Raw genomic sequence first — 13,862 nt, 5'->3', positions numbered from 1 at the left:
AGGGAGACATCGCAATGAAGTTGATTCTTACTGCTGATGTGGACAACCTCGGTGCCCCCGGTGACACCGTGGAGGTCAAGGACGGCTACGGCCGCAACTACCTGCTGCCCCGCGGCCTGGCGATCGTGGCCACCCGTGGCGCGCAGAAGCAGGTCGAGGGCATCCGTCGGGCACAGGACGCGCGCAAGGTGCGCGACCTGGATCACGCCAATGAGCTGAAGCAGGCCATCGAGGGTCTGGCGTCGGTCTCGCTGTCGGTCAAGACCGCAGGCACCGGCAAGCTGTTCGGCTCGGTCACCCAGTCGGACGTCGCCGCCGCCATCAAGTCGGCCGGTGGGCCGGTCGTCGACAAGCGCAGCATCGAGCTGCCCAAGTCGCACATCAAGACGGTTGGCAAGCACAACGTCGTGGTGCACCTGCACCCCGATGTGGTCGCGAAGTTCGACCTGCAGGTCGCCGCGAACTGAGTTCCTCCGAAGGCCACTCTTGTGTTTCGGCACAAGGGTGGCCTTCGGCTGTGCTGCATCGATCCATATGCGATCGCGGCCTGAGTGAGCTGCGCCTTCCAGAGAAATAGCCAAATATTTGCGATGCGACCGCGACGGTGATCTGGACCATTCTCGGCAACCCGCTGCTATCGGCTCTACCACCGGTTATTCAGCTTGTGGATCGTCGAGAAAACCGACCGGACGCAATGTGATCTACGCCATAACCACCGAACGTGCTGTTTACCCCCAACACGCCCGGCTGTTGAACTAGACCGACACGCCGCACTTCATTCATCCACACGTGGATAGATCAAGAAATCGATATCTATCAGCACATTTGAGCGGTGTGACCTGGGTTTTCCCCAAGTTGTACACAGGGGGTGCACAACACCAGGTAAACAGTCCCCAACTTATCCACAGGTGTGTGCACAGTACGGTTTGGCGACTGCCCATCGGGTCGCCTAGGTTCGTCGGAACATCATGCACGCACCACCCGGAACGGCATGATTCGGCACCTGCCGCGGCGGTTTGCTGGAACCGCAGGTGAGGCCCGCTAGCGAGGTCTTTCGACCGCGGTGCGCTGCCGAATGTGTCGTAGCCCGGGAGTACAACGAATGATCAAAGGGTCGGCGGGTAGGCGCTTCGAGCGGCCTGCAGTGGCGAGAGAGGACGGTCGAGTCTGGTGACCACCACCGATGACCGCGGGCATACCGACTACCCGCCTGAACCGCCCGGTGAGGACTTCGGCAGACAGCCCCCGCACGATATGGCGGCCGAGCAGTCCGTGCTCGGCGGCATGCTGCTGAGCAAGGACGCGATCGCCGATGTCGTCGAGGTGCTGCGTCCCGGCGACTTCTACCGCCCGGCCCACCAGGCGGTCTACGACACCATTCTCGATCTGTACGGCCGCGGCGAACCCGCCGACCCGGTCACCGTCGCCGCGGGTCTGGACCGCCGCGGCGAACTCAAGCGCATCGGCGGCGCGCCCTATCTGGTCACCCTCACCCAGACCGTCCCCACCGCCGCCAACGCCGGGTACTACGCCGAAATCGTTGCCGAGAAGGCGATTCTGCGCCGCCTCGTCGAGGCCGGCACCCGCATCGTCCAATACGGCTACGCGGGCGCCGACGGCCAGGACATCGCCGAGGTCGTAGACCGCGCCCAGGCCGAGGTCTACGAGGTCACCGAACGGCGCACCACCGAGGACTTCCTCCCGCTCGAGGAACTTCTGCAGCCGACGATGGACGAAATCGACTCCATCGCCTCCCGTGGCGGCATCTCACTCGGCGTCCCCACCGGATTCACCGAACTCGACGAACTCACCAACGGCCTGCACCCCGGCCAAATGATCATCGTCGCGGCCCGTCCCGGTGTCGGCAAGGCGCTGGCCCTCGACACGCCCCTGCCCACCCCTACCGGCTGGACCACCATGGGCGAGGTCCGCGTCGGCGACGAACTCCTCGACGCCCACGGTCGCCCCACCCGCGCCCTCGCCGCGACCGAGGTGCTGACCGAACGGCCGTGCTACGAGGTCGAATTCTCCGACGGCACGGTGATCGTCGCCGACGAGCAACATCAGTGGCTCACCATTGCCGGGGCTGCGGGTGCTCGTATCGCCGCGGTGCGCACAACTGGCGAAATCGTCCACAGCGTGCACCTCGCCGACGACAGCCCGAACCATCTCGTGCCGACCACCGCTCGTTCGGCCGCCAGGCACATCGTGGATGTGCGAAAGATCGACACCGTCCCGGTGCGATGTGTCGAGGTGGACAACACCGACCATCTGTACCTCGCCGGGGAGTCGATGGTGCCGACGCACAACTCCACGCTCGGCATGGATTTCATGCGCAGCTGCTCGATCAAACATGGTCTGGCGAGCGTCATTTTCTCGCTGGAGATGAGCCGCACCGAAATCGTCATGCGCTTGCTCTCCGCTGAGGCGAAGATCAAGCTCGGCGATATGCGCTCCGGGCGTATGAGCGATGACGACTGGACCAAATTGGCTCGGCGGATGAGTGAGATCAGCGAGGCCCCGCTGTTCGTCGACGATTCGCCGAACCTCACCATGATGGAGATTCGTGCCAAGGCGCGTCGACTCAAGCAGCGCCACGACCTGAAACTCGTTGTGGTGGACTACCTCCAGCTGATGACCTCGGGTAAGAAGGTCGAATCCCGACAGCAAGAAGTCTCGGATTTCTCCCGAAACCTGAAACTGCTCGCCAAAGAACTCGAAGTTCCGGTAATCGCGATCAGTCAGCTGAACCGTGGCCCCGAACAGCGAACCGACAAGCGCCCCATGGTCTCCGACCTCCGTGAATCCGGATGCCTGCCTGCCTCGACCCGAATCCTACGGGCGGACAACGGCGGGGAGACGACTATCGGGGAGCTCCTCGCAAGCGGCGAACAGCCACTGGTGTGGTCGCTGGATGAGCGCATGCGCATGGTCGCGCGGCCGATGGTGAAGGTCTTTCCGAGCGGACGCAAGGAAGTGTTCCGGCTCCGTCTGGCATCCGGGCGGACTGTGGACGCCACCGGCAACCACCCGTTCCTGACGGTCGACGGCTGGATCCCGCTCGAAAAGCTGTCGGTCGGTGACCGCCTCGCGACACCCCGCATTGTCCCCGAGCCCGTGCAGACGACTCGGATGGTCGATGCCGAGGTAATCCTGTTGGCACACATGATCGGTGACGGCTCCTGCGTCAAACGCCAGCCGATCCGTTACGCGAGCATCGACGAGGAGAACCTCACTGCGGTGACCGCGGCAGCGCTGCACTTCGGTGTGACCGCCGTGCGGGACGAGTACGCGGCTGCGCGTGTCACGACTCTCCGACTGCCGGCGCCGTATCGACTCACGCACGGTAAGCGCAATCCGATCGCCGCGTGGCTCGACGAACTCGGGCTCTTCGGGCTGCGAAGTTACGAGAAGTTCGTTCCACAGCAGGTGTTCTCGTTACCGAACGATCAGGTCGCACTGTTTCTGAAGCACCTGTGGGCCACCGACGGTTCAGTGCGCTGGGATGCCAAAGGACGTCAGGCTCGCGTCTACTACGCCTCCACCAGCCGTCGCCTTATCGACGACATAGCGCAACTACTGCTGCGTCTGAGCGTGCACGCACGAATCAAGCGGGTCCACAAGGCGGGCTATCGCGACTGTTGGCACCTCACGATTGATGGGGCGGACAATCAGACGGTCTTCCTGCGCGACATCGGTGTCCACGGTGCACGTGGACGGGCTGCGCAATCGGCCCTCACCGAACTGGAACCGATATCGCGCAACACGAACGTCGACACCGTTCCCAAAGAAGTCTGGACCCAGGTCCGCAGTCTGCTGGCCACCAAGCACATGACTCACCGAGAGTTCTCGGCCGCCATGGATTCTCGCTTCTGCGGCTCCACCATGCGGAAGCGCTCACCCAGCCGTGCCCGTCTCGCCCGGGTCGCCGCCGTCTTCGATGACGCCGATATCGAAATGCTGGCTACCAACGATGTGTTCTGGGACAAGGTTGCCGAAATCACCAGCCTGGGCGAACAAGACGTCTACGATGGCACGGTCCCGGGAACGAATAACTTTGTGGCACAAGGAATCTCAGTGCATAATTCGCTGGAACAAGATGCCGATATGGTTATCCTCCTCCACCGGCCGGATGCGTTCGAGCGGGATGACCCACGCGGTGGTGAAGCCGACCTTATTGTCGGTAAACACCGTAATGGTCCGACTGCCACGATTACCGTTGCGCACCAACTGCATTTGAGCCGGTTCGTGGATATGGCCCGGGGCTAGTACGCATTTCGGATGGGCATGCTTGGGCGATCGTCTTCGAGTTAGGCCCGCACCGCGGTGCGGATTCGCGCCGATGAATGGCTTCGACAGTCTTCTGCGACGGATCCTCTCGCGGCGTTGTAGGAAAGCAACCCCAGCCCGCATGGTGAGACCGGCTGAGGAAGTGCCGGGGGAGTTGATCGGCCCGTCGGTGATGCGGATCCGGCGCGATCTCACCCATCGATGCCGTCCGGAGTCGGGTGCAAATGGCCGCACAGGAAGGCGTGGATTTCCCGGCGAGCGGGACGGGCGGCTGGTACCAGGCAGGGGATGCCGAGGAAGGTATGGGTGGCCCTCGATATCGACCACACCCGCGGCGACTCGAACCGGCACGACAGGCATGTCACCGTGCTACGAGCGACGAATCGGCTAGGTCGGCGTATGCATCTCCCGGGCCCGCAGGTTGCGCTTCTTGGCGCGATTGCCGCAGGTATCCATCGAGCACCAGCGTCGGTTTCCCGGGCGGGACAGGTCGACGAAATAGGCCTGGCAACTCTCGCCCGCACATCGCCGTATCAGGGCGGCGGTCGGCGAAGTGACCAGATCGAGCGCGTCCCGGGCCACCGTCGCCAGAACCGCCGCGATCGGATCGGGAGCTGCCCACCGCAATTCCCCGTGCTCGTCGAGACTCGGGATCGGGACGTGTCGGCTCGCCGCCTTGTTGATGACGGCGCGGTCCCGGTCGGACGGGCGTACCGCTCCCTTGGTAGTGCGGGCCAGTTCGACCACGCGAAAGATGGCCTCCCGCAACGTTCGCGCGGACTCGACGGCGCGAATATCAGGTGTCGCGGCCATCCGGTCCCACGGGCCGAATTGCGTGACCCACGCCGTCAGCGTCGCCGGATCGCTCAACTCCTCGACCTCGGCGGGCGCGCCGCGATGACGCAACGTCCGCACGTAGTCGAGGCAGATTCGACCGGATCCCTCACGAAATAACCACACGACCCCAGTCTATGGAACCACTTTGACTGGTTCGGAAAGAACCGGTTAAAGTGGTTCGCATGGTCGATGCAGTCACGGATGCAGAACTGGCACAGTCACTCTCGGGAGACTTTCGCAGCCACTACGCCGAGATCAACGGCATTCGGCTGCACTACGTCGCGGGCGGGGCGGGCACGCCGGTGATCCTGCTGCCGGGTTGGCCGCAAACCTGGTGGCAGGCCCGCAAGATCATGCCGCTGCTCGCGCGCCGACACCGGGTCGTCGCCGTCGACCTGCGCGGTATGGGCTCCTCGGACACTCCGGGCCACGGCTACGACAAGAAGACGATGGCCGAGGACATCCACCAACTGGTGCGGCACCTCGGCTACTCGACCGTCGACGTCGCCGGACACGATATCGGCTCGATGGTGGCCTTCAGCCTGGCGGCCAACCACCCGGAAACCGTGCGCAGGCTGGCGCTGCTGGAGGAGCCGCATCCCGATGATCGGCTCTACGACCTCCGTCTGCTGCCCGGACCCGGGGAACGTGGCCGGCAGCGCTGGTGGTTCGCCTTCAATCAGGTCGCCGAACTACCCGAACAGCTGCTGGCCGGACGCGGCAGGCAGCTCGTCGACTACCTGTGCCAGCGAAATCTGCACAATCCCAACGCCATCGACGAACAGGCCCGCGCGGTGTACGCACACGCCTACTCGCGTCCCGAGTCGATTCGCGCCGCCAACGGCTGGTATCAGGGTTTCACTCAGGACATCGAGGACGGCCGGTCGTATGCGAAACTGGCGATGCCCGTTGCCGCACTGTACTTTTCGGGCCATACCGACATCCTCGACAGTCTCGCCGAGCGAGCGACCGACGTGCTTGCCATCGAAATCCCGGATAGCGGCCACTATCTCGCCGAGGAACAGCCCGATCTCGTCGCGGCTCACCTGTGCGAGTTCTTCGGATAGCGGTTCAGCGCGCCCAGTCCGGGGCCCATATATCGGCGGTGGATGTCGTTCGGTATCTGATGTGGAGGTAGTCGAGGAAGTTCGCGAGCACCGGGTGCGGATTATCCGCTCGCCAGATGACGGAGAGCGGGTAGACCGGGGTCGGGTCGACGACGGGGATTCGGCGCAGATCATAGCTTTCCGGCCAGAGGTATCGGGAGCCTTCGCCGACGAAGGTGGCGAGTCGGGTCGAGTCGGCGAGTTCGGCGAGGAGCGCTTCGATGCCGAACATCGGCCCGATCGTGTCGATGGTGAGTCCGAATGCGGTCGCCAGATCTTCGTAGTAGCCGATCGGTTCGGCGTCGGACATGCCGGGCATCCAGATGGGGTGATCGGTGAGTTCGGCCAGCGTCACGGTCTTGGTGTTCGCCAATGGGTGCCGTGGGCCGACCAGCAGTTCGTGCCGGTCGTCGATCACTCGCGCGGACCGCAGTCCGTTCGGAACGCTGCGGCCTCGCAGGGATCTGAAGGTGGCATCAACGGTGCCCGAACCGATCTCGGCCAACGCCGACTCCGCATCGAAGTTGGTCAGGGTGACGACATCGAGTTCGATGTCCGGATGTTGCTGGTAGAAGGCGTAGAGGATGGTGGAGGGGGCGATCCTGCGGCTCACGACGTCGATGCGCAGCGCCCTGCGCCCCGGTGTCACCGCCGCGGTGGCGCGTTCGGCGGCACGAAGGATTTCCCGGGCATGCGGTAGCAAGGCTTGCCCGTCGACGGTCAGCCGCACCCCCCTGGCGATCCGCGTGAAGAGCTGAACGCCGAGTTCTCGCTCCAGCGTGGCTACTCGTTTCGACGCGGCCTGCTGGGTGATGCCCAGATCGTCGGCAGCGGCTTGGAACTGGCCGGTCTCGACAACCGCGACAAAGGTACGAACCGCATCGAGCTCCACGAGCGGAAACCTACTCCCACAACGAAAAGTTGTGACACTCCGCATGATCCGTTGTTGGTGCCGGCACGCATCGACCGGCTTCAATCTCCCGGACAACAGCGGGTTGTCCGGGAGATGGAGCAGGTGCTGAACATGTGGCGGAGGGCGAACTTGGGTCCGGCATTCGGGTGGCTGTGGGCCGCCTACGCGGTCAGCACTTACGGGACCGGACTCGGGTTCGGCGCATTTTCGGTTGTCGCCATCACCGTCCTCGACGCTGGTTCGGCGCAAGTAGCGGCCTTGTCGGCATCCGGACTGGCGATCGGGGCACTGCTGGCGGTCCCGCTCGGGCCGTGGATGGAATTTCGCGCCAAACGGCCGGTGATGATCGCCACGGACCTGATCCGCTTCGCGGCGTTGGCATCCATACCGCTCGCCTACTGCCTGGGTGGGTTGTCTTTCGCGCAGCTCTTGGCGGTCTCCGTCGTCACCGCCGCGGCGAAGATCGCGTTCACCGCCGCCAGTGGCGCCTACCTGAAGACCATCGTCCCGGCCGACCGACTCTTGGTGGCCACCAGTCGTTTCGAGTCCACCACTTGGTCGGCCACGGTCATCGGACCGCCGGTGGGTGGCGCCGCTATCGGGTTGTTGGGGCCGGTGACCACGGTTGTTGTCGATGCGGTGAGCTACCTGCTCTCAGCGCTCGGCATCACCGCGATCCGGGACTTCGAGCAGCCCCCGCGGAAGACCCGAACGCATCGGTCGAGCGACATTGTCGAGGGGTGGCGCTACATCCTGACCCACCACACACTGCGTCGACTCTTCGTGAACACCATCCTGGTCAACGGGCTGATCATGGCCGCGGAACCGCTGTTGTCGGTGCTGATGCTCGCGCACTTGGGGTTCCCGGTCTGGGAGTACGGGCTGGCATTCGCTGTTCCGTGCCTCGGTGGCCTGATCGGGTCACGACTCGCCCGCCGTATCGTTTCGCATTTCGGCGAACAGAACGTGCTGCTGGTCCTCGGCACGTTACGTGCCTGCTGGCCGCTCGGGCTGGCATTCATCCGGCCGGGCGCGGCCGGGCTGGCGATCGTGATGGTCACCGAGTTCGGGCTGATCAGCTGCGCGAGCATCTTCAACTCCGTCTTCGCCGCTTATCGGTTGAATAACACCGATACCGATCGCCACGCCCGGGTCCTCGCCGCGTGGTCGATCACCAGCAGCTTCGGCATCGCCGCCATCACTGTGATGTGGGGTCTATTGGCACAGCTCACCGGCCCGCGCACAGCCATCGCGCTGGCCGGGGTGCTACTCCTCGGCACGCCGTTGCTGCTGCCGCGACATGTCGCCAGGCCCGAACCGGTGCCGTCGAATGATGAGCCGGTGCTCTCCGGCGACGGGTAGGCATTGCAAAATCTATAGACCGGTCTATTCTGGCTTTATGGTTACGTCCAAAGGTGCTCAGACGAGTGGGCAGTTGGTGGAGTCGATGCTGGAGCTGATCCAGGCGCGGGGGTATAGCGGGACCGGTTTGAACACCGTCGTGGAGCATGCGGGAGCGCCGAAAGGGTCGTTGTACTTTCACTTTCCGGAGGGGAAGGAGCAGCTCGGTGCGCAGGCGATCGAGTTGGCGGCGCAGCGGTTTCGGACCCTGTTGGACGAGACGACGGGGCCGGGGGCATCACCGGGGGAGGTGATCCGGCAGGTCGTGGCGGTGTTGGCCGAGCTGGTCGCGGACAGCGATTTTCAGCTCGGGTGCCCGGTTTCGGTGGTCACTCTGGAGATGGGTGCGCACAGCGAACGACTGCGTGCCGTATGTGCCGCGGCGTTCGAATCGTGGATCGCGCCGGTGCGCGAATATCTGATCGCGGCAGGGCACTCGGAGGCAGCGGCGCGCACGCTGGCGACCGCGACGGTCAGCGCGGTCGAAGGCGCGGTGATCGTGGCGCGCGCCAAACGCGATGTGGAGCCGTTGCACAGTACGGCCCAGATGCTCGCGGCGCTGCTCGACCGGCCCGGGACGGTCGTGTGATGACCGCACGTCATGCGCTCGTATTCGGAGCCACCGGCTTTGTCGGCCGCAATCTGATCCTCACCTTGGACCAGGCCGGCGTTCGCGTCACCGCCGCCGTCCGCAGCCACGAATCGTTCGCGGTGCTGGCCACCTGGTTGACCGATCACGGATGCCGGACAGCTCCCGCCGAATTGATCGTCGACTTCGAGGCCGATCCCCTGGTTCCGGGCGAAGAGTCGACGTGGGCGGATATCACCGAGGTCTACAACTGTGCGGGCGCTTACCGATTCGGTATGACGAAGGACGAGGCACGGCACGGCAATGTCGACAGCGTCCGCGCGGTGGTGTCCTTCGCAGCGCGGCTGCCTCGGCTGTCCAGGCTCGTCTACGTCTCCGGCTACCGAGTCGGCGGTCAGGACCCGAGCACCGTGCCGTGGAGCCCGGAGCGGGTACAGCGAACCCATCGCCGTCTCGGTGCCTACGAGGCGTCGAAGGTGGAAGGCGACGCGGTATGCCAGGCCGCCGCCGACGAACTCGGCGTGCCGTGGTCGATTGTCAATCCGCCCACCGTCATCGGGCCGAGCAGCACCGGTGAATCCGATCAGCAATTGGGCCTCGCGGCGAGCATGAAGGAGATTTGGCAAGGCACCGCGGCGGCACTGCCGGGTAACTCCCGCACCTTCGTGCCGGTGATCCCGGTCGACTATCTGACCCGCTTCATGGCCCTGCTCCCGACAGATCCCGCCACCGCCGGTGCGGCGTACTGGGTGCTCGACGATGCCACGCCGGCACTGCCGACCCTGCTGTCGCACGTCGGTCGGCACTATCGAGTGCCGGTGCCGCGCACGCGCATCCCGGTCGCGCTGGTCAAGCGGCTTCCGCAGTGGTTGACGAAGGCCGATCCGGAGACGCTGACCTTCCTGTCCACCGACCGCTATCCCACGGCTTCGGCGCACGAATTGGCCCGCAGGCATGGCCTCGACCTACCTGATACCACCCGCACGATCCTGCGCTGGGCCGACCATCTCGCCGCGCACCGCTTCGGTACGGCGCCAACCGATCGTGCCGCACGGACTTTCGACGAATACGCCGGTGTGCGGACGTTCCGGATCGGCATGCCCGACGCGCCCACTGTGCTGCTGCCCGGCCTGCCGATCAATGCCGACACCTGGGCTCCGGTCGCGGCGACCATCGGCCGGGCTCAGGTTCTCGACCTGCCCGGACTCGGCATGTCCGCGGGCGGTCGAGGTGACTGGCACGCCTGGCTCACGGCAGTGCTCGAACGAACACCCGGCGCGCACCTGGTCGGTCACTCCATAGCCGCCGCCGCGGTGGTCGAGGCCGCGGCCGCACATCCCGACAAGGTCGGATCGATCACGCTGGTCGCCCCGTTCTTTCTCCAGCCGAGCGCCGGGATTTCGGCACGGGCCACCCCCCTGACCCGCTGGTACCTGCGTCGACTCAGTCCGAAAAGCCTGTCCGACCGGCTCACCGGCTCGCCCGACCACGCGGCGGTGCTGCAATCGAGCGTCCAAGATCTGCGGCGTGCGAAGGTCGCGGCCACTGTCGCCACACTATTCGCCGCGACGACGAACGCACGCTGGCGCGGCGAACTCGCCACCAAACTCGCACAGTATCCCGGACCGGTCCATGTGATCACCGGAAGCGCGGACCCACTCACTCCCGCCCAGCTCGAATCACTCTCGCCCCGAACCGAATTCAGCACCATCGACGGAGCCGCACATCACCCGCAACTGACCCGGCCCGACGAATTGGCGAATGCGATTGCCGCACCCGCGCGCAGCGCGCGGCCGTCCGGTTCGCGCGATGAGCGATCAGCACCTCAGCCAGGAAAGCGTGAACCAAGGGCCGGAATCAGATCGTCGAACCAACGGGCCGCGGGGTCGTAGTGGGCGAAGAATTGGCGGCCCACATCGGCAGGGTTTCGGGCTTGTAGGAGGCGTAGCGCGAAAACCTCGACGCCGAGGACAGTGGTGATGCCATCGATGAGGACCTTGCCGGGATGGGCGGACATGACCGGGCCGCGGGCAGTGCGCGCCAAGCCCGATACGCTGCGAATGGCATCGGTATAGATCTCGTGAGCCTGGGCCAAGGGCACTTCGAAGTAGTTGCGGGCACCGGTATCTCGCTCGACGAACATGTAGTACGGGATCACCCCGAGCCAGACCAGCTGCTGCCACATGTCCGCCCACACCCGGGCGTCGTCGTTGACATGCGCGACCAGCGGCGCTTGCGCCCGGATCACCGCACCGGTGTTCCGAATCCGGGCGATGGCCTGCCGCACGGCGGTGGTCGACAGCTCCCGTGGATGCGAGAAATGCGCCATGACGGCGAGTCGGCAGCACCCGGCCCGGCGGGCACGCAGGTGTAACCAGGCAATACGAACAGCAGAGCCGGGTACAACGCCTCGGAATCGAATGCGGAAAGCGGTACCGATCGCGGCTCGAACGCCGGAATTTCACCGCGCAATACGGCACCGACGTCGTAGCGAGATTCCGCGGGTGCGGTTTCCAACAGTCGGGCATGCAATCCGACCTGCGGGCTGCCGTCGACGGTGCCGATCAGCCAGCGTGGCTGCCCCGGCAGCAGCGGACCCATCGTCTCCAGCCATCGGCCGGACACGGCGAAATCCGCGGTCGCGTCCGCCAGCATCGCCCATTCCGGCGGACAGCCATCGGGCCCCCTGAGTTCCACACGCATCGCTCACCTGCAGATTCCCGATGAGTGAGCGGATCGGCGCTGACACCGCGGAACCACCACATCGATCATGCCGTTAACTAACGTAACTATATCAAGCGTGCCGTTAAATAGTGATATATAACTCAGCTCGACTGTAACCATTTCCACACCGCGGTAACGATCCGACCCTCGAGCCCGACGTCCTTCGTGACACATGGCCTGTCGGGGGGCCTGTCCGTCCACTTGTCGTTTTCGGATTGGGGAACGGGACATGGCTCTTCGGGAGTTCTTCGCGCGCCATCGCATGGCTTCGGCCATCGTCGCGCCCGCGTCATTGGGGGTGGCGGCGATTGTCGTCGCCTCGGTTGCGCTCACATCGACGCCCGAAACCGTCGATACGCGCCTGCGGGCGTCCGTCACGGAGTGTCACGACATGGTGACCATTTCGGTCGCCGGGCGTCGGGATACGCCGGACGCCGCGACCACGAAGATGCTCGTCGATGCCAATGGCAACGAGTTGCCCGCCGCGCTGTCCGGTGACCACAGCAGCCAATGGGTCGATCCGGTGGTCAACGCACCGGCCGACGATGTCGATCCCGGGTCGTACGCCGCCGTCTACATCGCTTATCCGGCGAATATGGACACCTACGAGGATGCCGTCAACGCCGGTGTCGCGAATACCGAACAGGTGATGCGGGAAATCTCACAGGCCTGCCCGGACACCAAGTTCTCGATCGTCGGCTACAGCGAGGGCGCCGATGTGGTGCGCCGCGTCGCCATGACGGTCGGACATCAGACCGCCGATAAGGATGGTGGCTACGGCATTGTCGATCCGGCCGATGTCGTGGGTGTGGTCATCCTCGCCGACGCCGGACGTTCGGCGGGCGAGGGACCGTTCCCCGGCGCGAAGGATCCGTACAGCAATCCCGACGGCTTCGACCAGAAGTATCAGAACGGCACGACAACCGCATCGGGCCAAGGCGCACTGCCCGGAACCAGCGGTGATTTCGGTGCGCTGAACGGCAAGATCGCGTCGTTCTGCTCCGACGGCGATCTCACCTGCTCGGCGCCACAGAACATTTCACTGCTGCAGCTGGCGGTGAATGTGGGGCGGCAGTTGAATGTCGACGCACTGGAACGCGACGGACTCACCCCGGCGACCGGACAGGACGTCGCCGTTACTCTCGGCCGAATCGCGATGGCGGCATTCGCGGATATCCAGTCGCAGCCGAACTGGATGCAGAGTGATGAGACATTTCTGCAAGTGCTGCTGAGGGTTTCGGATCCGGCATACCAGCCGGGTCAGGCGCCGAAGACTCCGGCCAAGGCGGAGTCGATCGCGACCAACGAGATGTCGCCGCTGGCCTATCTGCCGCAGAAGGTGTTCAACGAGATCATCGGTCTGATCGTGACGAACCAGAACACCATCCCGGTGATCATGAGCGACCCTTACCAGCTCACGCTCGGCCCCAATGCGACCGGTCACCACTTCGACTACTGGCGCGACGCCGACCCCGACAACGGTAAGCCGCTGACATCCGCCGAGTACGCGGCCGCCTGGCTCACCCATCTGGCGCAGCAGGCGCAGGCGGGTCAACCGGTCGATACGACCGCCAAGCCGGAGTCGGCCGATCTCGCCGCCGCGTACCGGGCAGCGACCTCGACAACCAAGACCCCCGAACCGAGCAAGACCACAACGACGGCACCGACGACCACCAACGCCGCCCCCGCGAAGACGGAAGTCAAGAGCCAGCCGACTACGACGGCACCGCCGACTACGACGGCACCATCGACTACGACGGCACCATCGACTACGACGGCACCATCGACTACCACGACACCATCGACTACCACGACACCATCGACTACACCGGCAGTGACGACACCACCGACTACGACGACCGCTCAGCCCCCGAAGCCGGCCGTCACCGAAACCACCACCACGACGACAACACAATCCACGGCCCCGACCACTACGACCGGGTCGAGTCGCCCCTGACCGGACCGCGAGCGCAGGTCCGCACGGCTACCGCCGTCGCGGGCC

General features: G+C 64.8%; 11 protein-coding genes. 7 read left to right on the top strand and 4 right to left on the bottom strand.

What is annotated here, in order from left to right; genetic code table 11:
* Positions 1-14: 14 nt before the first annotated feature.
* Both rplI and AB0L58_RS24190 read left to right on the top strand, forming a co-directional pair.
* Positions 15-467, top strand: coding sequence for a 50S ribosomal protein L9 (rplI, locus tag AB0L58_RS24195; RefSeq protein ID WP_364389865.1), 453 nt, complete (start codon positions 15-17; stop codon positions 465-467).
* A 703-nt stretch (positions 468-1,170) separates the two neighbouring features.
* Positions 1,171-4,269 (top strand): replicative DNA helicase, encoded by a 3,099-nt coding sequence (locus tag AB0L58_RS24190; RefSeq protein ID WP_364389864.1) that lies wholly within the window; start codon positions 1,171-1,173, stop codon positions 4,267-4,269.
* Between the two features lie 408 nt (positions 4,270-4,677).
* Here AB0L58_RS24190 and AB0L58_RS24185 read toward each other — a convergent pair whose 3' ends face one another.
* Positions 4,678-5,250, bottom strand: a complete 573-nt coding sequence (locus tag AB0L58_RS24185; RefSeq protein ID WP_364389862.1) for an ABATE domain-containing protein — start codon at positions 5,248-5,250, stop codon at positions 4,678-4,680.
* Positions 5,251-5,309: 59 nt separating this feature from the next.
* Between AB0L58_RS24185 and AB0L58_RS24180 the strand changes: the two genes are divergently transcribed.
* Complete coding sequence (locus tag AB0L58_RS24180) at positions 5,310-6,194, top strand: alpha/beta hydrolase (protein ID WP_364389861.1); 885 nt, start codon at positions 5,310-5,312, stop codon at positions 6,192-6,194.
* Positions 6,195-6,198: 4 nt separating this feature from the next.
* Here the strand turns inward: AB0L58_RS24180 and AB0L58_RS24175 are convergent, their stop codons facing one another.
* Positions 6,199-7,125, bottom strand: coding sequence for a LysR family transcriptional regulator (locus tag AB0L58_RS24175; RefSeq protein ID WP_364389860.1), 927 nt, complete (start codon positions 7,123-7,125; stop codon positions 6,199-6,201).
* A 150-nt stretch (positions 7,126-7,275) separates the two neighbouring features.
* Here AB0L58_RS24175 and AB0L58_RS24170 point away from each other — a divergent pair, with 150 nt between their 5' ends.
* Genes AB0L58_RS24170 through AB0L58_RS24160 form a run of 3 tightly spaced genes read left to right on the top strand, consistent with a single transcriptional unit; the run spans position 7,276 to position 11,028 of the window.
* A complete protein-coding gene (locus tag AB0L58_RS24170; RefSeq protein ID WP_364389859.1) occupies positions 7,276-8,508 on the top strand; it encodes an MFS transporter in 1,233 nt (410 codons plus the stop codon).
* 37 nt (positions 8,509-8,545) lie between these two features.
* Positions 8,546-9,136 (top strand): TetR/AcrR family transcriptional regulator, encoded by a 591-nt coding sequence (locus tag AB0L58_RS24165; RefSeq protein WP_364389857.1) that lies wholly within the window; start codon positions 8,546-8,548, stop codon positions 9,134-9,136.
* A complete protein-coding gene (locus AB0L58_RS24160; RefSeq protein WP_364389856.1) occupies positions 9,136-11,028 on the top strand; it encodes an alpha/beta fold hydrolase in 1,893 nt (630 codons plus the stop codon). Before AB0L58_RS24165 ends, AB0L58_RS24160 begins: the two co-directional genes overlap by 1 nt.
* Here AB0L58_RS24160 and AB0L58_RS24155 read toward each other — a convergent pair.
* On the bottom strand, positions 10,962-11,465 hold the full coding sequence (locus tag AB0L58_RS24155) for a hypothetical protein (protein WP_364389854.1): 504 nt from the start codon (positions 11,463-11,465) through the stop codon (positions 10,962-10,964). The two genes, AB0L58_RS24160 and AB0L58_RS24155, sit on opposite strands and share 67 nt — an antisense overlap.
* Positions 11,381-11,839, bottom strand: coding sequence for a hypothetical protein (locus AB0L58_RS24150; protein ID WP_364389852.1), 459 nt, complete (start codon positions 11,837-11,839; stop codon positions 11,381-11,383). Before AB0L58_RS24150 ends, AB0L58_RS24155 begins: the two co-directional genes overlap by 85 nt.
* Before the next feature lie 250 nt (positions 11,840-12,089).
* Between AB0L58_RS24150 and AB0L58_RS24145 the strand changes: the two genes are divergently transcribed.
* Positions 12,090-13,817 carry a cutinase family protein gene (locus AB0L58_RS24145; protein WP_364389851.1) on the top strand — a complete coding sequence of 576 codons (1,728 nt, stop codon included), beginning with the start codon at positions 12,090-12,092 and terminating at the stop codon, positions 13,815-13,817.
* The last annotated feature ends 45 nt before the right edge of the window (positions 13,818-13,862 follow it).

This window comes from Nocardia sp. NPDC052112, from assembly GCF_040680135.1.
In the GTDB taxonomy this organism is placed as follows: Bacteria; Actinomycetota; Actinomycetes; order Mycobacteriales; family Mycobacteriaceae; genus Nocardia.
The sequence above is the reverse complement of the archived record's forward strand: the minus strand, read 5'-3'. Positions and strand labels throughout refer to the sequence as shown.